Source organism: Allocatelliglobosispora scoriae (assembly GCF_014204945.1).
Taxonomy (GTDB): Bacteria; Actinomycetota; Actinomycetes; order Mycobacteriales; family Micromonosporaceae; genus Allocatelliglobosispora; species Allocatelliglobosispora scoriae.
This window is the reverse complement of the sequence record NZ_JACHMN010000003.1, coordinates 1,665,128-1,690,550: the sequence shown is the minus strand read 5'-3', so window position 1 is coordinate 1,690,550 and position 25,423 is coordinate 1,665,128. Positions and strand designations below refer to the sequence as shown.

11 protein-coding genes are annotated in these 25,423 nt (G+C 70.9%); 8 read left to right on the top strand and 3 right to left on the bottom strand.

What is annotated here, in order from left to right; genetic code table 11:
• Positions 1-5: 5 nt before the first annotated feature.
• Both F4553_RS34000 and F4553_RS33995 read left to right on the top strand, forming a co-directional pair.
• Positions 6-1,850, top strand: coding sequence for an AbeC-like domain-containing protein (locus F4553_RS34000; protein WP_184844701.1), 1,845 nt, complete (start codon positions 6-8; stop codon positions 1,848-1,850).
• Entirely contained in the window at positions 1,847-2,710 is an 864-nt protein-coding gene (locus F4553_RS33995) for a 5'-methylthioadenosine/S-adenosylhomocysteine nucleosidase family protein (protein WP_184844698.1), read from the top strand. Before F4553_RS34000 ends, F4553_RS33995 begins: the two co-directional genes overlap by 4 nt.
• A gap of 9 nt (positions 2,711-2,719) precedes the next feature.
• On the opposite strand, the gene F4553_RS33990 is transcribed toward F4553_RS33995, so the two are convergent.
• Positions 2,720-4,630 carry a 5'-methylthioadenosine/S-adenosylhomocysteine nucleosidase family protein gene (locus F4553_RS33990; RefSeq protein ID WP_184844695.1) on the bottom strand — a complete coding sequence of 637 codons (1,911 nt, stop codon included), beginning with the start codon at positions 4,628-4,630 and terminating at the stop codon, positions 2,720-2,722.
• 117 nt (positions 4,631-4,747) lie between these two features.
• Between F4553_RS33990 and F4553_RS33985 the strand changes: the two genes are divergently transcribed.
• The 5 genes from F4553_RS33985 to F4553_RS33965 all read left to right on the top strand — a co-directional run bounded on the left by F4553_RS33985 (position 4,748) and on the right by F4553_RS33965 (position 9,906).
• Positions 4,748-5,881 carry a toll/interleukin-1 receptor domain-containing protein gene (locus tag F4553_RS33985; RefSeq protein ID WP_184844693.1) on the top strand — a complete coding sequence of 378 codons (1,134 nt, stop codon included), beginning with the start codon at positions 4,748-4,750 and terminating at the stop codon, positions 5,879-5,881.
• Positions 5,882-6,063: 182 nt separating this feature from the next.
• Positions 6,064-7,272: an NAD(P)/FAD-dependent oxidoreductase gene (locus F4553_RS33980; RefSeq protein WP_184844690.1), complete on the top strand. Its 1,209-nt coding sequence runs from the start codon at positions 6,064-6,066 to the stop codon at positions 7,270-7,272.
• Positions 7,273-7,425: 153 nt separating this feature from the next.
• On the top strand, positions 7,426-8,652 hold the full coding sequence (locus F4553_RS41425; protein WP_184844687.1) for a helix-turn-helix domain-containing protein: 1,227 nt from the start codon (positions 7,426-7,428) through the stop codon (positions 8,650-8,652).
• 61 nt (positions 8,653-8,713) lie between these two features.
• A complete protein-coding gene (locus tag F4553_RS33970; protein WP_184844684.1) occupies positions 8,714-9,028 on the top strand; it encodes a PadR family transcriptional regulator in 315 nt (104 codons plus the stop codon).
• Entirely contained in the window at positions 9,025-9,906 is an 882-nt protein-coding gene (locus tag F4553_RS33965) for a hypothetical protein (protein ID WP_184844681.1), read from the top strand. The genes F4553_RS33970 and F4553_RS33965 overlap by 4 nt, the downstream gene beginning before the upstream one ends.
• Positions 9,907-9,988: 82 nt before the next feature.
• Here the strand turns inward: F4553_RS33965 and F4553_RS33960 are convergent, their stop codons facing one another.
• Together F4553_RS33960 and F4553_RS42065 are read right to left on the bottom strand one after the other, a co-directional pair.
• Complete coding sequence (locus tag F4553_RS33960; protein ID WP_184844679.1) at positions 9,989-10,240, bottom strand: hypothetical protein; 252 nt, start codon at positions 10,238-10,240, stop codon at positions 9,989-9,991.
• Positions 10,234-21,606 carry a LamG-like jellyroll fold domain-containing protein gene (locus F4553_RS42065; protein WP_184844676.1) on the bottom strand — a complete coding sequence of 3,791 codons (11,373 nt, stop codon included), beginning with the start codon at positions 21,604-21,606 and terminating at the stop codon, positions 10,234-10,236. The genes F4553_RS33960 and F4553_RS42065 overlap by 7 nt, the downstream gene beginning before the upstream one ends.
• A 294-nt stretch (positions 21,607-21,900) precedes the next feature.
• Between F4553_RS42065 and F4553_RS33950 the strand changes: the two genes are divergently transcribed.
• Positions 21,901-25,371 (top strand): ATP-binding cassette domain-containing protein, encoded by a 3,471-nt coding sequence (locus F4553_RS33950; RefSeq protein ID WP_184844674.1) that lies wholly within the window; start codon positions 21,901-21,903, stop codon positions 25,369-25,371.
• Positions 25,372-25,423: the final 52 nt, after the last annotated feature.

Genomic DNA, 25,423 nt, shown 5'->3' with positions numbered 1-25,423 from the left:
CGACGATGACCGATCACAACGTCGCTGGCGGACGGCTCAACGGTGCTGCGCCCGACGACCTGGGCGACGCCTTGCAACGCGTCACGCCCGTCCGGCGCAACCCCATCCCGGCCCAGCGCCGGCCCGACCCCGAGGCTCCGGCCGTGGTGCCCGGCAGGGCCGCCGACCAGACCACCAGCCCGACCCGGAAGCTCTGCACCCTCGTCCATGTCGAGGACGAGCTGCGCACCCACGTCAACACGCATCTCTCCGGAAAGGGCCGGCGGGCCTGGGCACCCTGCTACGCGGTGGACCTCATCGCGTTGCTGTGGCACACCGGGCGGGCCACCAGGCTCGCCCTCACCCGCGACGTGCTCCTGTCCGCCCTGCTCTTCGCCACGCTCGTCGTGATCAGCCTCATCTGGTTCGGCCTCAGCCCGGTCGGGCTGCTCGCCGTGGTCGGCGTCTGCGCCGCCCTGGGCGCCCTGCGCTGGCTCCTCGTCCGCAACGAGATCTCCCTGGCGACGGTGGTCCAACGGATCGTCGGATCCGTCACGGGCCCGGACCGGGAGGGCGCCAAGCGGACTGCCGTCATCGCCGCGATCGCGATCGCCGTCGGCGTCTTCGTCGTGGTGCAGCGCCAGAGCCGCCTCACCCTGCTCGCCATCGGCACCGAGCTGCTGCTCTCCTGGCTGATCATCGTCACCTTCTCCGTCGTCGGATACGTCCGGGCCAGCCGGGTCCTCACCAGCGACGTGGTCGATCGAGGGCACGTCTCCCCGCGAGGGAGGGCTGCCACCCGGGCTCGCCAGATCGAGAACGCCAATGTGCTCATCTACGCGCGCGATCGGGCACACAGTGTGCTGGGCCCGTTCGTCGGCGCGGGACACCGGATCATGCGGTGGACCACGTCACCGGTGAACGTGGCGCTCCGCTCCGAGTCGGATACGGCGCCCAAGGAGGTCGACGTGATCGAGCTGCACGAGGCGCTCGCCACCGCCGCCCGAGGGCTGGAGCTTCCGAGCCTGCAGTGCGAGCATCGCCTCTACATCGACGGGCGTTCGCTGGCCGATCTGCCCGAGCTGCACGAGGGGCGGCCCGAGGAGGCCTGGCTCACCGCGACGGCCGACGAGTTCGTGCTGCGCCGCGTGGCCGAGCCGCAGAAATATCAGCGCGGCTACCTGTGTTTGAAGACCGTCGACTCCGACGGCGACGTCGTGGTCACCATGTTCGTCCGGGCCATGCTCGAACGCGACCTGCTTCAGATCGAGGTCAGTGTGCACGCCCTGCCGGAGGTCACCTGGCCGAAGGCGGCCGACGACGGCACCGGACCGGTGCTGCTCACCAGCCGCAGGTGGCTGTCGACCACGACGCCGCCGACCCCGGGGATCCGAGTGCCACCACGGCGGGCCCACGCCGCCTGGCGGGGCATCAAGGAGGGGTCCAAGGCGTTCTGGGCGACGCGGACCGGCCGCGTCAGCCGCTGCGCGGCGGCGGCGACGGCACCGGTCCGGCACGCCGTCGCCGGATGGGTCGAGGGTCGCACCGTCGCACGGGACGAGTTCGACTTCGGCGCCGAGACCTCGCTGCGCGAGTTCCTCGCCATGAACCAGCGGCTGCACTACAACGCGCTGATCGACATGATGGCCCAGGCGGAGCGGCTCCAGCACCGGCTCGTCCACGAGGTGGACGCCTATCTGCGCTCGTGCGGCATCGACACCCTGGACTTCACGTCGAGGTCGATCACGCTGATCACCAACAACTTCAACGACCTGCAGGCGGGTGCCGTCACCTTCGGCAACAACAGCCCGGCGACCGGATCCGTGACACCGCCGCCGCCCCCGAACCCCGGCCATCAGGAGCGGCAGTGACCAGCACGCAGCGCAACAACTTCGGCACCTTCACCGCCGCCGCCGTCACCTTCGGCGACAACAGCCCGGCCGTCGCCGGCGGTGGCGCGGACCCGTCCCGGCCGCAGCCGTCAGCGGGCGGGTGCAGCAGGGTGCTGCTCGTCGTCGTGGCCGATGTCGAGCGGGACGCGACGATCCGGGCCGTCACCGCGGTGAGCGGCGCGAGCCTCACCCGGAGCCACTCCCGCCACCACACGATCTACTCCCTCGGCCGGATCGGCCGCACCGAGGTGACGCTGGCCCAGGTCGCTCAGGGCACGACCACGCCCGATGCCGCCGGGGTCGCCATGCCCGCCCTCCTCGACGACGTGAAACCGCACTTCGTCCTCGCGGTCGGCATCTGCTATGGGCTCAAGGCCGACGATCCCCGGCGCCCACAGCAGCTGGGCGACGTGCTCATCGCCACCCAGCTGCGCCTCGCCGCCCACCGGAAGGTCGCCGGCACGGAGACGGACCGGGGCGGCGCCGTCCACCCCTCGGCGGTGCTGCTGGACCGGCTCCGCTCCGCCCGGCTGGACTGGCGCAACGAGGCCGCCGTCCACGAGGGCCCGATCGTCACCGAGAGCGTCCTGGTCGACTCCGCCGCCTATCAGCAGCGGATCCGGCGGCTCTATCCGGAGGCGATCGGGGGCGAGATGGAGGGCGCGGGCGTCTACGCGGCCGCGATCCGCAGCAAGGTGGACTGGGCGCTCGTCAAGGGCATCTGCGACTGGGGCTTCGACAAGGACGACCGCCATCAGGCTCCGGCCGCCGCGAACGCCGCGTCGTTCGTCACGCACATGATCAGGATCGGCGGCCTCGATCCGATCCCGTCGCCCTAGCGCGACCGGCTAGCCCTTGTCGGCGAAGGCGCCGAGCTTGACGGCGTGCGCGACGAAGTCCGCGGCGTTGCGGGCGGCGAGGCCGCGGTCGACGAGGCCGCTGCGGTCGGCGCCGAGGTCGGAGATCCCCTTCACGATGATCCACGGCACTCGCGCTTCGGCGGCGGCGGCGTAGACGCCGTGCCCCTCCATGTCGCCGCCGACCGCCTTGCGGTGGTTGGCCCGCAGCTCGTCGCGGTAGACCTTGGAGTCGACCAGGGTGCCGGAGCAGAGCATCAGTCCGAAGTAGACCCTGGCCGCGTTCCAGTCGATGGAGGCGGCGTCCAGGCGGCCGACGAGGATGCTCGGCGCACTCGCCCGGTCGCCGTCGATCTCCTGCCTGACCTCGCCGTTCTCGCCGTCGAAGATGGCCTTGCGGTCCAGGTCGAAGACGGCGGTGGAGACGATGACGTCACCGATCTGCTGCGGTGTCCGCCAGTCGTCGCGCAGCCCGTAGCAGATTCCGGCCATCACCACGAAGTCCGGCCGCCACCGGCGGATCACCTCGGTCGTGGTCATGATCGCGCCGCCCGGGCCGGTCGCGCCCTGGCTCGGGCACCGGACCAGCCCGATCCGGGTACCTCCGGCGACTCCCAGGTCGTAGATGACGTGGTTCTGCTCGAAGGAGCGTTCGGGGCTCGTACCGGTGATGGCGGCGACGGCGGCGAGCACCGCGTCGCGCTCCTCGGTGGTGACCGTGATCAGCAGCAGGCGGGTCGTGTCCATGACACCCTCCAGGTATTCGGTGGCGAAGGCGGTGGCGGTGCGCTGCGCGGTGATCGCCAGCCGGCACGACATGACCAGCACCGGTACGCTCACCAGCCCCACGACGCTGGTGAGCCACCCGATCACCAGGGACTGCGGTGCGTCGGCCGAGATCCCGGCGGGGTCCTGGAAGAACAGGCGCCAGGCCAGCCAGTGCGCCGCCGAGCCGAACGTGTCCGGGCGCCCCGCACACGTCGCCCCCGACAGGCACCGCTCCGCCTCCCACATGCTCACCAGGTAGGCGCAGATCGTCAGCACGACCGCGCAGGCACCGGCGTAGAAAAAGAAGAAGCCGCCGCCCTCCCGGACCGGCTGCCGCACCTTCGCCACCTGGTTGGCCGGTGCGCGCAGCAGGACCCGCGACCCCGGCCCGAACGGCGCGGCCATGATCGCCGACATCGCCTGCCGTGCGTCCTGCGTCGTGGCACCGCGGGGCAGGAAGATCAGCAGCTCCCGGACGGGGATCTCCTGGACGTCGCGGTCCGTGAGCTCGCCCCGGACCCGCAGATCGGCCCGGACCAGCCGCGACAGCCGCTGGTCGATCTCCTGGACGAGCGGGCGGATGTCGTCGGCCGCCTCGTGATGCAGCAGCGGGACCGACCAGTTCGAGCCCGGCAGCGTCTCCTCGGCGATCTCGTCGGGCGAGCGCTGCCGCAGGCCCAGCACCCGGCGGACCCAGGCGAGCTGAGTGAGCATCTGCGCGGCCATGAAGACCACCGCGTACGCGGCGGCGCCCGTCGCGAGCAGCACAGCGGTGAGCGGAAGCCGCGCGAGGAGGCCCGCGACGACGGCGGCGAGCAGCAGGAGCACCGGCGGGACCGCGAAGACGAGCAGGTCCCAGCGCCGGTCCACGATGCGCAGCAGGCGCCTCCGCAGCCCCTTGCCGATCGGGCTCTCGATGGCGGCCGGGCGTTCGAGGAGCGCGAAGCTCGCCGGGTTCCGCCACACCAGCCGCCCCTCGGTCGCGGCGACGTAGAGCATCAGGGCGAGCGGCGCGCGGCTGCTCCCCAGGCCGTGCACGCTGCGCGGACGGGCGACGCGAATGGCCCGCCTGCCATCCTCGGCGCCGCGGGCGGCGCGGGCGGCGGCCCGGCACTGTGTGAACGTCACATCCATCTGCTCTCCCCGGCCGGGCGAATTCGCGGTGCCACGTGGTTCCGACGGACAGCCCGCCGCGGCCGACCGGCGGGCGGACGGGTACCCAGCGCCACCCATCGATGCCACGATGATGTCATGCCGAGGGTCTTCATCAATTTCCGTGGCCGGGACCAGCCGGGCTTTGCCGCGCTGCTCGACCGCGACCTCTCCGAAGCCTTCGGCCGCGACGCGGTCTTCCTCTCCTCGAGGTCGATCCGGCCCGGCGACGACTTCGTCACCCAGATCCACGACAGCCTGCGGTCCTGCGTCGCGCTGCTGGCGGTGATCGGGCCGGACTGGTTGCGCCACAGCAGGCCCGACCCGAACGACGACTGGGTACGCCGGGAGATCGCCGAAGCCTTCGCGCAGGGCCTGCGGGTGGTCCCGATCCTGGTGGAGGACGCCACGCTGCCCCCCGCCGATCAGCTCCCCGACGACATCGCGGCGCTGGTGCGCTGCCAGTACCTCCGCGTGCACCACCGCAACATCGACCACGACCTGGCCCGGGTCCGCAGCGAGGTGGCCGCCATCATCGCCGCCCCGATCGCACCCGGCGACGGCGCGGAGGCGCCCGCGGACGAGGTGCGGGTCTTCGACGTGGCCGCCTCGGCCTGCCGGGTCGGGGTCGTCAGCGGCAGCATCCGGCACGTCCGCTTCGCCGACATCTGGGTCAACAGCGAGAACACCGACATGGAGATGTCCCGGACCAGCGAGTCGACGATCTCGGGCATCATCCGGTATTTCGGCGCCGAGCGGGACTCGATCGGCGTGGTGACCGAGGACGTCATCCCGAGGGCGCTCGCGGCGGTGGTGGGTGCACGCCGTCCCGTCGCGCCGTGCCAGGCCTTCGTGACGACGTCCGGCGCGCTCGCCCGCAGCCACGGCGTACGCCATCTGATCCATGTGGCGTCCGTGAGCGGGGCGCCGGGCGCGGGGTTCCAGCAGGTCCCCCGGATCGCGGGCTGCGTGGCGAACGCGCTCGCGGCGGCCGAGCGGCTGGCGGCGGCCGAGCCCGAGGTGCGCTCGATCCTGCTGCCCCTGCTCGGTACGGGAGACGGCGGCGGCGGGCTGCGGGCCACCGTGACCGCCATGGTCGGCGCCGTCCGGGCCCACCTGGTCGCGACGCCGGACACCGCCCTGAACATGGTCTACCTGCTGGGATACAGCAACCGGGAGCGCCGCGTGCTCCTCGACGAGCTCGGCTCGACCGGTCGGCCCGTGCCCGCCTGACCCGGACCCGTCCGGGTGGCGTCGCGGTTGGCGACAGGCAACCCTGCGCCGGGCCGCCGCCGCCCGCAGACAATGGCGGAGCATGGGCGGACCGGTAGGGGGCGACGGCCCGCTACCGGTCCGCCCCTGCACCACGCCGGTCCGCACCACCGGCAGGCCGCCCCGACGACGAAGGGACCGCCGTGACCGACACCTACACGACCATGGCGGCCCCCTCGTCGGGGCGGTCCACGACGGATGATCCGGCCCGCTCGGCGTTCATCGGGCGCGAGCCGAGGATCACGCGCCGCAACGCCGGCCCGCACCGGATGCCGGTGCGCCCCGACCACGACGTGATCGTGATCGGCGGCGGCGTGGTCGGTGCCGCCTGCGCCGCCCGGCTCGCCGAGACGGGTCTCGCCGTCGGGATCATCGATGCCGGGCCCGGCGTACCGTCGGCCACCACGATCTCCGGCGGGCTGCTGCGGGCTTACGAGCGGGCACCGCACGATCGGCTGCTCGCCCTGCGCAGCCAGCAGCTCCGCGCGGCCCGGCCCGACCGGCCGGAGCACGCCTTCCGGCGTACCGGATCGCTGGTCCTGCTCGGGGCCCGCCAGCTCGCGGCGGCGCTGCGCGCCATCGCCCACCTCGTCACCGCCGGCGTCGACGCGGAGCTGCTGCTCCCGGCGGAGCTGCGGCGGCGCTGGCCCGCCCTGGCGCCTGAGGGGGTCGCCGGGGCGGTCTGGGAGCCGTCGGGCGGGTTCGCCGATCCGGTCGCCGTCACCGGCGCGTACGCCGAGACCGGCCGGCTCCTGGGCGTGCACCGGTTGCCGGACTCGGTCGTCCACGAGCTCTCCACGCACCGGGGCGGCGTACGCCTGAACTGCGGCAGCAGCCAGCACACGGCGGGTGCCGTCGTGGTCGCCGCGGGTGCCGGCGCCGCCCATCTGCTGCCGAGCCCGGCCCACGGCGGCGCGCACACCAGGCTGATCCAGTGCGCCCGCTTCAGCGGCGCCGGGATCGGGAGCGGGCTCCCGGCGGTCGTCGACCTCGTCACGGGGGTCTGGGGACGGCCCACCCCCGACGGCGGGTTCCTCATCGGACGGCCCGCTCCCCGGCCTGTCGACCGCGTCGTCGGCGGCAGCGCCCTCAGCGAGGTCGACCTCGGCGAGATCCGCGGCGCGGCGACCGCGCGGTGGCCGTGGCTCGCCGCTCTCCCCGCGGTCGGCGGCGAGGTCGGCACCGGCCTCTACCGTCCCGCCGGACACCTGCTGGGCTCGGTTCCGGGTCCACTGCCGCTGGTCGCCGCAGCGGGCTGGGGCGGGTCCGGTTTCACGACCGCACCGGCCGCCGCCGAGCGGGCCACCCTGGCGACGCTGCGCCTGCTGCGGTCGGGACGATCGCGCGGCTGACCCGCCGCCGCCCGCACGGACCAGCGCAGGTGGACGTGCCGCCACCCGTTCGGCATGCCCCGGTGTGGCGGTCGACCGGTAGAATCGCGTAGCGAGATGCTCCGACGCCGTCGTCATGGCAGCGTTGCCGCGTGATAGCCGAGGACTGATCCCATGAGCGACGGCTTGCAACCCCAGTTCGGCGCGGAGATGCGCCGCCGACGGCACCGAGCCGGGCTCTCGCTCGACGTCCTCGCCGCGCGCGTGCACTACAGCAAGGGCTATCTCAGCCGCATCGAGAACGGCGACCGCAGACCCCACACCGACCTGGCCCGCCTCGTCGACGGCGAGCTGCAGGCCGACGGCGAGCTCATCGCGCTCGCGGAGCGCCGCGACGAGGCGGTCGTGCCGCCGCTCCCGACCGGTCCCGATGCGCACTGGCCCGAGCTCGACGACGTGGCGCCGCCCGGGGCGGCCCGCGCCCGGAGCCGACTCGCGCTGCCCGCGGACCCGGCCACGCTGACCGCGTTCACCCGGGTCTTCGGCGAGCTGCGCGAGCTGAGCCAGCTCGTCCCGGCCGAGGTGGTGACGCCGTCCGTCATCGACCTGTGCGAGAAGCTCAGCCGCGCCGCGCACAGCGCCGATCCCGAGCAGCGCGGATCCCTGTTCCGGCACGCGGCACGCTATGCCGAGTTCGCCGGGTGGATGCTGCAGGAGTCCGGCGCCGACCGGGAGGCTCTGCAGTGGACGCGCCGCGCGGTCCAGCTGGCCCACGCGGGCGGCGACTCGGTGATGGGCACCCACTCCCTGATCCGGCGGGCGCTGTTCGCCCTCGTCCAGCGCGAGTCCGCCACGGTGGTCGAGCTCGCCACCCGGGCCGCCCGGACCGATTCCGCACCGCCCTGGCTGCGCAGCTTCGCCCTGCAGCGCGCCGCGCAGGGCCACGCGCTCGCCGGGCACGCCGACCTCACGCTGCGCGCGCTGGAGGACGCGCAGAAGCTGCTCGACAGCCGCTCGGCCGATGACCCCGTCGCCAAGCTCGGCCCGGGCAGCGTGGCGGACCCGTTCACCATGACCTTCGGCTGGTGCCTCTCCGACCTGGGCAAACTCCATCGCGCTGCGGAGATCTTCGACCGGGAGACCGCGCGCATCCCGGTGCAGGCCCGGCGGACCCGCGCGCGCTACGGCGTACGCCGCTCCATCGTGCACGCGCTCAACGGCGAGATCGACCACGCCTGTGTGATCGCGGAGGAGCTGCTGCCCGACATCGCCGCCGTGCAGTCGGCGACGACCGACGGTGAGCTGCGGCGCCTCAACCGGATCCTGATCCGCCATCGCGGCCACCGCCGAGCACAGCAGCTCGCGATCGAACTCAACGTCACCATGAGCTACGCCCGCTGAGGCGTTGACAGCTTCTACTACGTGAGGCGTAGTATCGCCGTACGTAGCAAGGAGGCTTTTGATGTCTGGACTTCCGGGCTTCGGCCGGTTCTCCGAACCGGCCCTGCTCATCTTGATCAGCCTTGCCGGCGGGGCCAAGCACGGCTACGCCATGCAGGACGACATCGCGGTCATCGGCGGCGAGCGCCCCGGCCCCGGCACGCTCTACGGCGCGATCAAACGCCTCGAGGAGCAGGGCTTCATCGAGGCGCTCCCCGAGACCGACCGCCGCAAGCCCTACGGCATCACCGACGCCGGACGCGAGGCACTCCAGGCCGAACTGGCCCGGATGCGCGCGATGTCCACCACCGGCCTGCGACGGCTGGCGACCTCATGAACCCGCTGGTCGCGCTCTACCCCCGCGCCATCCGCGAACGCTATGGCGACGAGATCTCCCACCTGCTGCGCGAGTCGCCGCGTCCCGTCCGTGACGGGCTCAACGTGGCGTGGCACGCGCTGACCGAGAGGACCGAGCACGCGATGACCACCATGCCCCTCCGCCGCGCCGCCACCCCGCTGGGACTGATCGCGGGTGTCGCGCTGGCACTCGCCCTCGCCACCTATGGCGTGGTGCGGTTCAGCACGCACCAGCGCGATGTCTTCATCCGCGGCGACCTGCCCCGCCTCAGCTCCGACGCCGCCTTCCTCACCCAGATCGTCACCCTGTTCGCCGGGCTGGCCCTGCTCGCGCTCACCGTGGTCGCGGGGCGCCGGGCCGGTGCGCGCGGGCTGCTCGACGGTCGCGCGCTGCTCGCGGTCCCGCTCTGCGCCGCCGGTTTCACCGCCGGCTACCTCGGCCTCTTCACGGCCCTGGGCGCGGTCACCCCGGACCGCGTCCTGGTCGCGGTCGTCGCCCCGACGGTCTGGGCCGCGGGCATGTCCCTGCTCCTCTGGGGGTACGCCGTGCTGCGGCGCCGGGGAGCACGCTATGCGGGTGCCGTGGTGGGCGCGGGTGCCGTCGGGGTGCACGCGTTGGCGCTGAGCGCGCCGGTGCTGCTGGGCAACACCATCCTCTTCCGGGTCGACGACCAGCTGCGACTAGATCCGGGGTGGTACTGGGACAACCTCACCACCCTGCCGTTCTACGCGAATCAGTTCGGGTTCAGCCCGTTCTTCGACGTCCGGGCGTGGCTGATGATCCTGGCAGCCGGTTTCTGCTTCGGCCTGGCATCACCCGCAACCACCCGAACCCCCTCAGCGATAGTCGCGCAGTGACACGTGGAGATCTTGAGTGGTTTCCGCTGCTATAGCAGCGGAAACCACTCAAGATCTCCCCTATGGCCTGGGTACGGATGCGCTAATCGACCAGCCCGAGGGTTTCCGGCAACTCGATCATGGTTTCCTTACGAACAGGATCATCTTCCTCGGCAGCCATTTCCCCGATGATGTTGACCAGCCTATCCGTGTCACTAGCAGACAGGCTGTTCAACGCCGCAGCTACATCACCGAGGATCGCCGACCCCGCTTCGGGCGAGATCTCATCATCGTCGCTAAGGTCGATAGTCACTATCAAATCTACGAGTGCTCGTGCCAACGTCTCGGTCAACATGTACATACTCCTGGTGTTACATGGGGAACGAGGCGGACGGTTATGTTCGTGATATTAAGTTTTGCCATCATCCTTGTAGCTTGCCTGACACTCTTCTTATTAGGCACTTCCCACGCACCGGTGTAGCCGTTCTGTTCCAAGGCGAGTGACTGCCTCATGGCCGCGTCTTGGGTCTTGCTACCCGTGTGCACTCCGTGCTTACGATCGATCAGCTCGCCTTTAGCCTGATCAAACCCATCAAATCTGACGGAGCGCACCTCTCCGGTGTGAAGCACGTAGTCCAGCGCAGGGACCTGCGGAACCCCTGTAACCGGATTGACAGCACCCGCTCCAGTCGCGCCAGATTCATAGTGAGCTGCCGCGCCAGACTTCGATGAGCTTTCGTTCACCCAATAAACTTCGCCATCGCAATTGTGAACCAGCACCGGTATGACCCCGGCAAGCACGTAGTACGTGTGGATCGTGTCGACCGTGAGGTCGCGCATGACCTTGGCGCCGGTAAAGCTGCGTACCGCGAGGACGGTGAGCCGCTCCCCCGTCGGCCCGGTCAGCTCGTGCCCGACCTCCAGATCAGCGGCGTCGACCCAGCGGCCGTCGGTCGCGTCCCAGAAGGGGTGGTGGTCGGTAGTCTGCAGCGTGATGGGAGGAGGTCCGCGGACCGTACCCGCGCTCTCGTCCCGACCGCCCTTGTCAGGCTTGGTGTTGTCCGCCCGCACCGTTCCCACAGTCACGTCGGTCAGGTCCAGGTCGACGTTGCGGTGCAGCGCCGTCACCTGACGCGCAGTGGTCTCCCCTGTCCCAGGGTCGGTCGCTGCGACCTCCTCACCAACCTCTACCTCGCCGATCGGCTTCACGGAGCCATCGGCCATGAGCACCGGCGTCGCCGGATCGAAGCTGTGCGTCTGTATCTTGCAGGAACCGCCGTTACCGCCGTCAGACGAACTCGAACGCGAGTTGTTGCTCGGTGCCGCGTCCGGAGCGGGGCCGCCGGAGCCGCCGTCGCTGTCCCTGCCGGTCGGCGCGTCCTGGTTGCGGTTGTCGTGCGACGGCGAGCTGCCGTCACCGTGCTTGCCGCCACCACCGTTGCCGCCGCTACTGCCGCTGCCGCCCTTGCCGCCCTTGCCCTTCTTGCCCGGGCTCGGCAGACCGGCCGTCGGCAGGTCCGGCAGGATCGGACCACCGCCGACGAGCGTGCTGGCGGTGTTGGTCACGTCTATCGCGGTCTGCGCCTTCTCCAGGACCTCCAGCGCCCTGCGACCCAGCGAGATGATCTCCTCGGCGGCCTTCACCATCTTGCGCCAGGCCTTGTACGCCGAGAACGCCGTATCGACAGCCTTCAGGATGGCCTTGCCCATCTTGAAGACCTTGCCCCACGGGATGATGCCGAGAATCATCTGGCCGCAGGCCCACAGGTCGCCCTTGGTGAAGCAGTCGACGATGTCGGTCCAGCCGATCATGTCCAGCAGGAAGCCGACGCCGACATCGAGCAGGATGTCCAGGAAGGACTTGTTCGCCGCCTTGTAGGCCTCCTCCAGCGCGGCCTTCGTCTTGTCGATCTCGGCCGCGATGGTGGCGAGGTCGTTGGGTGCGGACGAGACGAAGGTCTTCCCGCAGTGTTCCCGGCACGCGGGCGGCGGTGGCGGGGGCCGGTTGCCGTCCGCTTCGAGCACCGCCTTGCAGCGGGGTACCCGGGGGTGCGTCTCGCAGAAGATGACATCGCGCTCGGAGGGGTAGCTCGGAGCCGGTGCGGCCGCGACGGCGCCGCCGCCCTCGGACATCCGCATGTGACCGGTCGGGTCCGTGTTGACCAGCGGGTTCCCGTTGCCGTAGGAGTAGCGGTTGGCGTCGCCGGACGCCGGGCTCGGGTCGTTGGACTGGGTGTCGCGGGTGTCGAACTGGCCGGTGTCGGTGTTGTACCACCGCGCCGCCATGTTGACCCGGCCGGTGGTCGCCTCGGTCCACTCCGACTGGAAGCCGAGACTGCCGACCATCGTGCCGGCGGAAGCGGTCTGCTTGCCGAGCGGCTCGAAGGTACGCGAGCCCGTCAGCGCCGCCCCGGTCGCGGTGAACTGTGCGACGACGTCGGTGTGCAGGTCGGTCCAGGCGTAGGCCGACGGCTGCGCCCCCGACTTCGCCGACAGCACCTCCCCGCCGACGCCCCGGACGTAGGTCGACGACGTGTCCGCGGCGAGCTGGTTGCCGACACCGGTGTAGAGGTGCCCGGTCTTGATGGCCCGGCCGAGCGCGTCATAGGTGTAGGTCTGGGTGCCGCCCGCGTACCCCTGCTCCTTCACCTGTCCGAAGGCGTCGGCCTTGGACTGGAGGGTGTTGGTGCCGTCGTACGTGGTGCGCATGGTGCCGCGCGGCGTGTAGGTGTAGGTGCTCGTCGTCGAGTGGAGCAGCCGGTTCTGCTCGTCGTAGCCGAACTGGCGGCCGTTGACGTAGGTGCGGTTGCCGGCCTTGTCGTACTGATAGGTGGTGGTCGTCGTGGTACCGCCACCGGCGGGCGTCGACTGCCACGAGGTCAGGCGGTTGGCCCAGTCGTAGCTGTAGGTGTTGCTGGAGGCGCCCGCCACGCCCGTCGTCGTCTTCGAGGTCTCGTTGCCGTTGGCGTCCAGGACGTACGCGATCGACGCGATCTGCGTACCCGCCGAGGTTTTGAGGGTGTCGGACGCGAGCCGGTGGTCGAGGTCGTAGCCGAAGGACCGGTAGTTGCCGTTCGTGCCGTAGGTGATCTTGCTGACGGCGGAGAGCGAGTTGTAGTCGTAGGTGAGGGCGATACCGGCGGGCGTGTTGGCGACCGTCCGGGGCCGGCCCGCCGTGTCGTAGGTGAAGTCGGTCTGCCCGGCCGCGTCGGTGCGGGCCTTGACCTGCCCGTCGGGCCAGTAGGTGTAGGCCGTGTCACCGGCGCCGCCACCGCTGATCGAGCGCGGCAGGTTGCGGTCGTCGTAGGTGACCGTGTTGATCGCGGCGCCCGCACCGGTGAAGGTCTCGAGCCGGCCCGCCTCGTCCCAGCCGAAGCTGCGGGTCGTGGTGGCGGCCTCGGCACCGGCACCCACCTGCGTGGTGAGGTTGCCGCCGTCGTCATAGGTGTTGGTGATCGTGACGCCGCCGGGCGCGATGCTCTTCGCCACCTTCCCGGCGGCGTTGTAGGCGACGGTGTGGGTGCGGTCGACGAGGTTGGGGTAGGCAGTCGTCGCGGGCTCGATCGTCGACTCCGGCAGCCCCCACGTGGTGTAGGTGGTGAGGAAGTTGTGGTTCAGGCCGTCGGTGAAACGGGTGCGGCGGCCGGCGGCGTCGTAGCCGAAGGTGCTCGTGATCGAGTTGCCGGCGGCGACCGGCTCGACCTGGCTGGTGAGCAGGTTGGTCGAGTCGTAGGTGAAGGTCGAGGTGTGCTGCAGCGCGTCCGTGACGGCGACGACGTTGCCCGCCGCGTCGAGGACGTTGCTGACCTTGGAGACCGCGACGGTCGGGGTCGGGCTCGCCGGGTTGAAGTTCTCCGTCGCCGTCAGGCGGCCCGCCCGGTCGTGGGTGAACACCTGGTAGGTGAGGTCGGGCGCGGTGGTCTTCGACGGGTAGCCCGCGGGGGCGTACTGGTAGGAGGTGACGTTGCCGCCGCCGTCCGTCGCGGTGGCGAGCTGCCCCGCGGCGTTGTAGGTCGAGCGGGTCACCACCCCGCCGGGCGACGTGGACTTGAGCATCCAGCCGCCCTCGCCGGGCAGGGAGGCACCGATGTCGAAGCCGGCCGCGCTGTCACCGGCGACCGCCGAGCCGTAGACGTTGGTCGTCGTGTATGTCGCACCGGCATCCTGGCTGACCAGCTGCGATGTCGTGACCTGCCGGCCCAGGTGGTCGTAGGTCGCGCCGGTGATCCCGCCCTTCGGCGAGGTCATCTGGGTCGTGTTGCCGACGAGGTCGTATTTCACCTTCGTCACGGCCGAGCCGCCGGACTTGGCCGGCGCGACGGACTTCACGATCCGGCCGAACTGGTCGTAGACGTAGGTCGTGGCGAGACCGAGCGTGTTCGTCTCGGAGGTCATCCGACCGAGGTCGTCATAGGACTTCGTCGTGAACGGGGTGAGGACCGCGCCGGTGTCGGGGCGGGTGTAGCTGGGCAGGTTGATCTTCTGGACCCGGCCGTTCGCGTCGTACTCCGTCACGACCCGGTTGCCGAGGGCGTCCTTCGTCTCGACCACCTCGCCGAAGGTGTCGTAGCCGACGTAGGAGAAGTTCCGCGCCAGCACCGGGGTGCCGCCGCCGATCTCGGTCAGCACCTCGGGGGTCTTCGTGATCGCCTGGTGCCCGAGCTCGTCCAGGACGTAGTCGGTGGTGTTGCCGCGGGAGTCGGTCGACGAGGTGATGTAGCCGGCCTGGTCGTACGTGGTCGAGGTGCGGATCACGGTCGCGTCGGCGGCGGGCGCCGTCCCGGCGTAGATCGCGGAGATCTGGCCCGCGGTCAGGGCGTTCTGATAGAGCTGGACGTCGTCGACCCGGCCGTTGAGCAGGTCGGCATCGGCACCGGCCCACTTACCCCGGCCGATCGCGAGCGGGCCCGATGAGGCGCCCGCGTTGGTCATCGCCACCGAGGACTGGAAGGCGCCGTTGACATAGAGGCTGGCCGTCTTGGCGACGGCGTCGTAGACACCGGTCAGGTGGGTCCAGGTGCCGAGAGCCGCGTTGGCGGTGGATTCGGCCGCGGCGCAGCCGGGCAGCGCGCTGCCCGGGCAGACGTGCATCCGCCACTTCAGGGTGGTGCCGCCGTAGGCCAGCTGGAAGGTGCTCGCCACCGGGCCGTCCTGGGAGACCGCGACCGCGTTGCCGCTCGCGGCGTCGCGCTTCACCCAGGCGGAGACGGTGTAGGACCGCATGGTGTCGACGACGGGCGCCAGGGTCTGGATGCGGTTCTCGCCGGTGGCGGCGAAGGCCGCCGAGCCGCCGTGATCGCTGGAGAAGGTGACACCCGTGCCGACCTTGCCGGGGCTGTTGCCGACGGAGTCGGCGATCCGGGTGGCGCCGCTCGGCTCGTCGAGCTTCCACCGGCCGACCGGCGTCGTCGCCCTGTCGCCGAGGTAGGTCGTGGCCGCGATCTGTCGGCCGGACGAGTCGTAGAGCGACTCGGCGTAGCCGACGACGTTGCCGAGGCCGTCGAGCGTCGTGGTGGAGACGGGCTGGTCGTCGGGGTTGAGCACCTCGGTCGTGATCCGCTTCAACCCGGTCGGGTCCAGCGTCGTCGAGACCTGCCGCCCCGCGAAATCCACCGTGAAGGTACGCGTGGTGGCACCGTTGTTCGTGATCTTCTTGATCAGGAACCCGGAGGGGTCGTAGTAGTTGTCCTCCAGCACGAACGGGTTGCGGTTGGCCGCGTCGACGCGGGTCACCTTGGCCGGCAGTCCGTTGTCGGTGTAGGTGTAGGTCGTCGCGGTGTTGTCCGCCCTCGTCACCGAGGTGAGCCGCCCGGCGCTGTCATAGGCGCGTGTCTCGACGGTCTTCGGCGCGGCGGCCTGCGGGCTGTTGGGGTCGCCGGTGTAGTTCAGGATCTCCGACTTGAGGACCTGGCCGACCGCGTCGTAGGTGAACTTCTCGATCGTGCCGAGCGGGTCGGTCTTGGTGAGCACCCGGCCGAACCCGTCGTAGGTGTAGGTGGTGCGCTTGCCCTTGGCATCGATCGACGCCGTCTGCAGCACGCCGGTGTATTCGCTGCTCAGGGTGCGGTCCGCGTCCCCGCCGGAGATGTCGTCGACGAGCTGTTGGGTGCGAAGCCCGTTGGCGTTGTAGGTCCAGGTCGTCTTCGCGGTGTGGGTCGCGGCCGATCCGGTGACCCGGTTCTCCACCGGCGGATCCTGCTGCCAGAGGACGCGCGACGCCTTGTCGTAGTCGTAGGTCGTGCTCAGCCCGAGCGGGAAGGTGTCGGTGACGGTCGTCTGCGTCTTCACCCGGCCGAGCCGGTCGTAGACGTAGGTCGTGGTCTTGCCCGTGGGCTCGACCTCGCGCGCCAGGTCGCCGTTGTCGAAGTAGAAGATCGACTTCGAGGTCCCGTCCGCGGTGGTCACCACCCGCGGCAACCCCGCCGGTGCCGGCAGCGCGCTCCCCTCGCCCAGCACAACCCCATCCGTGTACGCGATGGAAGCCTTGCGCCCCAGCGGATCCGTGACCATGGTCTCGTCACCGGTGGTGGCGTCGTACTGGTAGGTCGTCAGGAACCGGTTGTCGGTCGAGGGGTCCTGCTTCGCCGGGTCGGTCGGTGCCGTGCCCGGCCCCCATGCCTTGACGAGCTTGTCGTTGCGCGGATCGAACTTGCCCGTCCCGAGCGGCTGCAGGATCTGCGTGGTCTTGTCCGGGAAGAACTCGTAGAACGACGACGTGCACTTGTCCGCCGACTGGTCCTGGCAGGTGATCCGCTGGATCGTGTTGCCGCGGGCGTCGTGGTAGGTCGTCGTGACGTGGCCCAGCGCATCCGTCGTGGTGAGCAGGAAGCCCTTCTGGTCGTAACCGAACTGCGTCTGCTTGCCCAGTCCGTCGGTCTGCGCGATCCGCTGCCCGGTGACCGCCGCGTAGGTCTCCGTGGTCAGCGCGCCGCCGCCCGGGTCGGTGACGACGTACTTGCGGGCGAGCGCCGGACCGCGCGCCGCGTCCCGGGTGCCGAACTGGCTCGCCACCTGCCCGGCGGTGAGCTCCGTCCGGTAGAACGCGACCTCGCCGAGCCGGCCGGTGAAGTGGTTGCTGCCGGCCACGGGGAGGCCGGGCCAGGCCGAACCGTTGGAGTAGCCCGCACCGACGTTGACGTAGCCGAAGCCGACGCCGTCGACCGGGGCGGCGGTGTAGGTCTTGCTGAGGTTGCCGTCGAGGTAGAGCGACTGCTTCGTCGTCGAGGTGGTGAGGACGACGTGGTGCCACTTGTCGTCGGTGACCGTCTCGTCGGTCACCATCGGCGCCGCCGAGCCGCTGCACCAGCACCACTTGCCGTGCAGCTTGCCGTCGTTGCCGACGTAGAGCGCGGGAACGTAGGTCGTCGGCACCGTGCCGATCTGCGTGTCCTGCCAGCTGTAGAGCACACCGGTGTTGCCCGACGCGATCTTGAACCACATGCTGAGCGAGTTGGGCCCGCCGGCGCCGCTGAAGTTGTTCGGCGGCATGGCGACGTAGGAGGCCTGCGCCGTGCTGAACGTCGGCGCGTAGTTGTCGTGGACGGGGTCCGTCTCGGCCCGCTGGGGCCCGTCGAACGGCCCGCCGTAGACGTGCAGGCCGACGTTGTTGTATGTCGCCTTGCCGCCCGCCACCTCGTTGATCGCGTCCAGGCCGCCGACCGACTCGGCCATCCGCCAGTAGTCCGTCGGCCGGGCGGCGAGAACCGCGCTGCTGTGCACCTGGTAGGAGCCTTCGAGCGTGCCCGGCGCGATGGTCCACTTGCCGTTGTACTCGTCGGTGACCTCCGTGACGAGGCTCGACACCAGGTCGTACTTCACCTTCGCCCGGATGTCGCCCGAGGGCATGTTGACCTGCACCAGCGGGTTCACCGTCGCCGACCGCGCCGACTGCAGCGCGGTCACACCGGACTGCGTCAGCGGATGGTCGAAGTAGGCCACCTCGCCGATGGAGCCCGTGAACCGCTTCACCGGGCCTGCGGCGGTGAGCAGGTTGGCGGTGGTGTTGTCGGGCCAGCTCGCACCGAGATACCCGCCGCCGATGAGCTGGATCTTCTGCTGCGCGGCCGGGTTGGCGATGAGGTTGGTCGGCGCCGCGACGCCGTCGAGGTAGAGCGTCTGCACCAGCGCCTGGCTGCTCGCCGACCATCCCGAGGAGAGGACAGCGTGGTGCCACTGGCCGTCGTTGACCTGGGCGTTCGCCTTCATCGGCGTGTGCGAGCTCGCGGTCCAGGTCTGGTGGCCGGGTGCCGGGGTGTGGCAGTCCCAGAGCCACAGCAACGTGCCGTTGGCCGTGCCGCCGTAGGTCGCGTCGATGCACCGCCCGCCGTTGGCGTTGATGATGTTGCCGTTGCCCATCAGGTACCACTGCTGGTTGATGCCGCTGTGACAGTCCCAGATGACCAGTTCGGTGCCGTTGGTGGTACCGCTGAAGTAGGCGTCGAGGCACTTGGTGACCCCGCCGATCGTCGTCCGCAGCGTCTTGTCGCTCATCAGCGTCCACTGCTGGTTGCCCGTACCGAGGCAGTCGTAGAGCTGCACCCGGGCGCCGTTGGTGCTGACGTTGCCGACGACGTCCATGCACCGGCCGCTGCCGCTGATCAGGGACCCCAGTGCGATGCTCGGCGAGCCCGACGGGACGGTCGGCACGGTCGGGAACTGCCCGTGCAGGTAGCCGGAGGCGTCGACGTAGAGGGTCGGGGTGTATCCGTTGCTGGTGTTGGCGACGGTGTTGATGTCGTCCACCGACTGCCCGGCGAGGACTCCGGCCGTGGTGGACCCGTTGGGCACCTGGAACCACAGGCTGATCGCGCGCTGGGGAGAGTCGGCGGCGAGGTTCGGGGGCAGGTACATCACGTTGGTGCCGTTGAATCCGGCCGCCTTCGCCCCGGATGCCGCCAGCGGGCCGGTCACCGACGTGACCGAGCTGCTCATCGTCGTGTTGCCGGTGCTCACCTCGTCGTTGGCGACCGCCGTCGAGGCACCGGGCCGCCAGTAGCCGGACGGGCCGAGGTTCATCACCGTGGCGCGGTAGGGCGACTTGCCGACCGCGTCATAGGTGTAGGTCGTGCAGCCGGTCGACGCGGGTGCGCAGACCGAGGTGAGCCGGTCGGCGGTGTAGGCGTAGGTCCAGACGGAGCGGCTGGCGTCGTCACCGACGGTGAGCTGGTCGGTCTTCACCGTGTTGACGTGGGCGAACGTGGAACCGCTCGGCACCGACCAGGTCAGGTACAGCGCCCGCTTCGACGCCGCCTCGATCTTGGTGATCCGGTTGCCGGCGTCGTAGGTGAAGATCTGCGCGCGGTTGTGCACGTCGGTGATGGAGCTGATGCCGTAGACGGCGTCGGTCCCGCCGGTCCCGCCGAGCGCCTTGACGAAGCGGTAGGTGGTGCCGTCCTTGTCGACCAGCCGGTAGCCCGAGACTCCGACCTCGGGCACCGGCAGCAACGTGGCGTAGCGGCCCGCGGGCGGGGTGAAGGTGTTGTCGGCGTTGCGGCCGAAGGCGAGTTCGTTGCCGCCGGGGTAGGTGACCGCGACGGTCGGCGGGCTGATCGGCGAACCGAGGTTCTCGGTGACCTTCATGTCGACGAGGCTGGCCCAGCCCTGGCCGAAGCCGAGGGTGGGGCGGCTGTCGAGGCTGTTGTAGCTGCGCTGGACGATCAGCGGCGGGCCGACGGTGGGCACGGCGGCGTCGGTGGCGGAGGACGTGTAGTTGCCGACGTTCGCGGCGAAGCCCTTGCCGCCGTTCTGGGACAGCGCGGAGGTGATGGTCGGCTGCGGTACGGGAGTCGAGATCGGATAGTCGACCGTGGAGCTGTCCAGCAGCGAGTCGTTGACCCGCACCGTCCACAGGTAGCTGTTGCCCCAGCGCAGGATGCCCGGCGGGATCGTCGTCCGGGACTCGACGATCTTGCCGGAGGTCCAGATCTGGTTGGCGACCTCGCCGGTCTTCTCCTTGACGATGAACTCGTAGGTGAACTTCGCCGCGGTGCTGTCCGAGTCGTGGCCCTGGGCGATCAGCGTCGGGGTCAGCGTCGGCGAGTCGAAGCCGGCCGGCGGGTACATCATGTCGACCTGGGGCTTCTCGTTCGGGGCGTACCACAGGCGCAGCTCGGGGTTGTAGGACATGGAGAAGTCACGCGAGGTGAACCGCTTCCACGAGCTGCTGTTGGCCATGTCCGCCTCGAGCACGATCCCCCGGTAGGTCGTGGGGTCGGCGAGCCAGGCCTGGATGACGGACCGGTCCAGCTCGACGTCGACCCAGACGCCCTGGTTCCGGTTGCCGCCGGTGTTGGTGCAGGCCGAACCCGGCGCGGGGGCCGACTTGCCGAGCAGCCGGTCGGTGCCCGGACCCGGCCACTGGACCGAGGTGACACCCCAGTTGGACGCCGCGGCGTAGACGCCGAACTCGAACGGGCTGCACGACGTGGAGTAGGTCAGGAACATGCGGAGCTGAGCCTTGGAGATGGTGTTGCCGACGTAGGGCGCCGTCACGTTGAGGAAGTAGAGCAGCGACTTCGCCATCTGACCGCCGCCGTTCCAGGTGCCGGTCGCGAAGTTGTTCTCACCGCCGCGGTTGCTCGTGGAGTCGGACTGGACGTAGGTGTCGACCGCGGAACCGATGACCGCCGTGAGCGTCGGGTCGATCGTGACGGGCCAGACCCGCGCCGGGTCGTTGAGCCAGGCGGCGTCGGCGTGGACCCGCAGCACCTGCGCGCCGTCGACGTCGCGCAGCTCGTAGCGCACCTCGTCGGAGCGGGTGAAGTCACCGTGACGCGCGATCTTGGAGTCGACCATGAACCCGGCCGGGATCGTCGCCCGGATCTTGCCGTCGGCGTCCCGCGCCGCGATCGAGCCGTCCTTCTCCACGGTGAGGGTGAGCCCCTCGGTCCGCATCGGGAAGTCGAAGGTGGACCCGGCAGCCGCGGAGTGCAGGATCAGCGACTCCTTCACCGCCTCGCCGGTGACCTCCAGCTTGAGGTCGACCCCCGGCCACACACCGCGGTAGAGCGCGGCGTTGCCGTCGATCACCGGCGCCACCGTGGCGGCGTCGAGCAGGCCGTAGGCGATCGAGTGCGACGCGTCGATCCCGACGGAGGCGAGGACCGCGTCCGCGGAGTCGCCGGCGACCGCGATGTCGGTGCTGTTCGCCTTCTGCCGCAGCCGGCCGTCCGCGCCGCGGACCAGGGAGCGGTCGATCGGGCGCCACGATCCGTCCTTGGCCTTGTAATTGACCGGCGCGGTGGAGGAGACGCGGGTGTAGCTGCCGTCGGGGTTCTTGTACACGTCCGAGCCGGCGGTGGCGTCCTTCGCCTGCCTCGTCGCCTTCGACCGGTCGAAGGGACCGGGCTGATGGCCGGTCTTGCCACCGGCACCGATCGCGGCGTCGGAGTCGGCGCCGATCGCCCCCTTGACGGGCCGCTGCTTGGCGCCCGCACCGCGCTTGGCGTCGGTGGCGTCGGAGTAGCTGCCGCGGTTCACCGAGGGTCCCGGCTTCTGCTCCGGCAGGCTGCCGGTGGTCTGCATCGCGAACGCCTTCGCCGTGCGCAGCCACGTCCCGACGAACGAGAGCGGGAACTCGCTGCTCGCGGGCGCGACCACGTCGGTCGGGACGGCGACCCCGAGGGCGAGGGCGAGCAGGACCACGGTCGAGACGCGCCGAAGCCACCGGATGGGCCTGGCCTTTCCCGTCGCCACCGTGCTGGTCGAGGCAGATTCGCGCATCGCCATATCCCCCGTCGTGATTACCGTTCGAGCGCTCGCATCATGGGGACAGGCGGCACATTGCGCAAGATCGCGTTACCCCGGCCGATCCGGGGGGCGACGCGTCATCGCAGGTGGCGAGGTTTCGATGATCGTCAGCGTCGTAGGATCTTGCGGAAACATGCAATCGGGGCCGGATGGCTTGCGCTCCGCCGACAGCGATGAAGCGGACAAAAGCCGCCGGAAAATACGTTGAGCGAAATGCGCATTTCCGCGAGGCTGGCGAGCACATCCACTCACATCGGGGGTTCAGCCGTGCGATTGTTCCGGGACCTGTGGTCCGCGTCGCCCCGGCGGGCCAACCTCATCGTCGCGCTGATCCTGCTCGGCGCCGCCGGTCAGGCCGCTGCCGCCGCCCTCGCCGGCCCGGTGCTGCTCTACCGGTCCGGGGTGCTCTTCGGCGTACTGGCCGGGTCGTTGATCGTGGGGGTGCTCAGCGATCTGGCCGTGAGCCTGCTCGCGGCCCGGCTCACCGCGGACTGGTCCGCGCGCGTGCGGCGGCAGCTCTGCCACGTCGCGTTCGGCCAGGATCTCACCGCGCTCGACACGACGCCCGTCGGCGAGCTGCTCGACCGCATCGACGGCGACGTCTACCAGGTGGCGTCGTCGGTCCGCTCCCAGGGCGTGCGGATCGCCCAGTCGATCGCGATCGGCGTCCTGTCGACGGTGATCGCGGTCGGCGTCTGGTGGCCGGCCGGCCTCGTCATGCTCGCCATCTCGGTGCTGCTCGTGCTCTGGCTGCGCAAACCGGCCCGGGAGATCGCCCCGGCCCGGATGGCCGAGGAGGAGGCCTGGTCCGACCTCGCCGCGGTGATGGAGGAGTCGATCCACGGCCAGGACGACGTGCGCACCAGCCTCGCCCGGCCCTATGTCCTGCGGTTGTTCGCCCAGCGCTCCAGCGTCGTGCTGCAACGCGGCCGCCGGGTCTGGCGCAAGTCGGCGAAGCTCACCGCCATCGCGTCCGGCGTGATGCGGGCGGGCATCGCCCTCGTCGTGATCGGCGGCGCCTGGGCCCTGTGGACCGGCCGGATCGACGGCGCCCGCCTCACCGCGATCTGGCTGCTCGCCCTCGCCTTCGGCGCCACGGTCGAGCACCTCAGCCGGATGGTGCCGGAGCTGCAGTACGCCCTCGGCGCGTGGAGCCGGGTGCTGCTGCTGCGCGAAGCCGCCCAGGAGCCAGCCGGCGGGTCGGTCCCGGTCGACGGCGACCTCGAGGTCCGCGGTCTGACCTTCCGGTACGCCACCCGCGACGACCGCCCCGCCGCCCTCCGCGACGTCAGCCTCACCTTCGCCCGGGGCCGTTCCTACGCCCTCGTCGGCCGCACCGGCTCCGGCAAGTCGACCCTCGCCAAGGTGCTCACCCGGGCCGTGCCGCTCCCCGCCGGCACGGTCTTCCTCGCCGGCACCGACGTGGAGGATCTCGACGTCGAGCAGCTGCGCCGCTGGATCGCCCTGGTCCCGCAGCGCACCGACATCATCGCCGGCACCCTCGCCGAGAACATCGCCCTGTTCGACCCGACCCTGCTCGACCGGGCCGCCGCCGCCCTCGACGAGCTCGACCTCGGCGACTGGGTGGCCGACCTGCCGCAGGGCCTGCAGACCCGGCTCGGCGACGGCGGGCACGTGCTCTCCGCCGGGCAGGAGCAGCTCGTCGCCTTCGCCCGGATCCTCGTCCGGGACCCGCACGTCGTCATCCTCGACGAGGCGACCGCACGGCTCGACCCGCTGACCGAGGCGCGCGTGCAGCGCGCCACCGAGCGGCTGCTGCGCGACCGGATCGGCATCGTCATCGCGCACCGCCTCTCCACCGTGCAGCACTGCGACGAGGTGGTGATCCTCGCCGAGGGCCGGGTCGTGGAGGCCGGCCCGCTGCGCCACTCCGAGCGCTTCGCCGAGCTGCTCGCCACGAGCATGCGGTCCGGCGCCCTGGTGACCGCCGGCGGCAGTGGCGGGGTGGCGCTCGCCGACGACGCCGCGCCGCAGGCACCCGCCGCGGCGGTCGCGATGTCGGCACCGCCGAAGACCGACCCGCCGCCGCTGCCCGCACCGGCCCGGACCCGCACGCTGCGGCAGATCTTCACCCTCGCCACCAACGATCCGCGCTTCGGCCTCGGCGCGGTCGCCCTCTTCCTGGGCCTCGTCGTCTTCGGCCTCGACGGCGCGGTGCTGCCGTGGCTCTGGACGGACCTCGTCGACGGCGACGGCGGCCTGCTCTGGCCGGTGCTCGGGATCGTCGCGGCGCTGCTGATCACGGCACCGATGCCCTATTACACGAGCATCTGGTTCCCGGAGTGGTGGGTCCGCCAGATGCTGCGGATCAGCCTGCGCCTCGTGCACGGGCAGACCGGCCCGCGCCGGGTCAGCGGGCACACCCCGGCCGAGGTGGTGGCGCAGGGCGGCGACACCGAGCGCGTCGTCATGCTCGCCGACAACGTGATCGACCAGTCGGCCTGCGTCGTCACGATCGTGGTGATGACGGCGATCTCCGGCTCGTTCGTGCCGGCGGCGTTCTTCGCCGGGACGATGCTGCTCTCCGGGCTCGCCGCGACGGCGTTCGGGCCGCGGCTGGCACGCTCGGCCAAGGGGACGGTCGCGGCCCGGGCCGCCTTCGCGACCGCCCTGGTGTCGTCGCTGACGGCCGCCCGCACGGTGAAGCTCGCCGGGGCCACCGAGCCGGTCCTCGCGCACCTGGCCCGCCTGGACACCGACCGCAGCGAGCGGCAGCGCCGCGAGATCGCCGTGCAGGTGTGGGCCCGGTCGACGCCGTCCATCCTCAGTGGACTGCTGCCGATCGGCGCCTGGGCGCTCTTCCTCGCCGGGTCGCTCTCGGCCGGTGCGGCCCTGGTCACGGTCTCGACGCTCGGTGCCGCTCGGTGGTTCGCGTGGACCACGGCGTCGCTGATCTCGCAGATGCCCTCGGCCCGGGTGTGGACCCGGCGGACCGTGGAGATGACCGGCTCCGCCGACTACTCGGCGAGCGTCGACGGGGTCGACATCTCCGCCGGTACGGCGCCCGCACCGGTCTCGGCGCCCCGGGAACCGCTGCGCCGCCTGGAGCTGGACGGGTTCAGCGCGGTGCACGAGGACGGCACCGTCGCGGCCCGCGACATCGGGCTCACCGTCGACCGGGGCGAGCTGGTGCTGGTCCTGGGCCCGGTCGGCGCGGGCAAGTCGTCGCTGCTGCGGGCGCTCGCCGGCATCGTGCACCACACCGGCACGATGCGCTGGAACGGTGAGCCCATCACCGAGCCGGAGGTCTTCCTGCGGCCCAACCAGGTCGGCTACGTCGCGCAGCTGCCCCGGGTCTTCTCCGGTTCGGTCGCCGACAACATCCAGCTCGGCCACGACGTCGAGCCGCACGCGGCGGTCGCGACGGCGCAGCTCGAACACGATCTCGCGGCGACCGGGTCGGGGCTCGGCCTCGTCATCGGGCACAAGGGCACCCGGCTCTCCGGCGGGCAGCTGCAGCGCCTCGCCCTCGCCCGGGCGCTGGCACCGCGTACCGAGCTGCTCGTCGCGGACGACATCTCCTCGGCGCTGGACGTGACGACGGAGCTGGCCCTGTGGCGCGCGCTGCGCGAGCGCGGCGTGACCGTGATCGGTTCGACGTCGAAGCGGGCGGCGCTGGCGCAGGCCGACACGGTGCTCGTCCTCATCGACGGCGTCGTCGCAGCACGCGGTCCCTGGCCGCTGATCGAGGGCGAGTGGGGCCACCTGGCAGGCTAACGAGTGAAATATCCACTGTTCAGCCCACTCATGCGATAAGTGATCTTGCTGC

Coding starts and splice junctions, on each gene's coding strand:
- F4553_RS34000 (WP_184844701.1), top strand. CDS start 6: ATGACCGATCACAACGTCGCTGGCGGACGGCTCAACGGTGCTGCGCCC.
- F4553_RS33990 (WP_184844695.1), bottom strand. CDS start 4,630: ATGGATGTGACGTTCACACAGTGCCGGGCCGCCGCCCGCGCCGCCCGC.
- F4553_RS33985 (WP_184844693.1), top strand. CDS start 4,748: ATGCCGAGGGTCTTCATCAATTTCCGTGGCCGGGACCAGCCGGGCTTT.
- F4553_RS41425 (WP_184844687.1), top strand. CDS start 7,426: ATGAGCGACGGCTTGCAACCCCAGTTCGGCGCGGAGATGCGCCGCCGA.
- F4553_RS33970 (WP_184844684.1), top strand. CDS start 8,714: ATGTCTGGACTTCCGGGCTTCGGCCGGTTCTCCGAACCGGCCCTGCTC.
- F4553_RS33965 (WP_184844681.1), top strand. CDS start 9,025: ATGAACCCGCTGGTCGCGCTCTACCCCCGCGCCATCCGCGAACGCTAT.
- F4553_RS33960 (WP_184844679.1), bottom strand. CDS start 10,240: ATGTTGACCGAGACGTTGGCACGAGCACTCGTAGATTTGATAGTGACT.
- F4553_RS42065 (WP_184844676.1), bottom strand. CDS start 21,606: ATGCGCGAATCTGCCTCGACCAGCACGGTGGCGACGGGAAAGGCCAGG.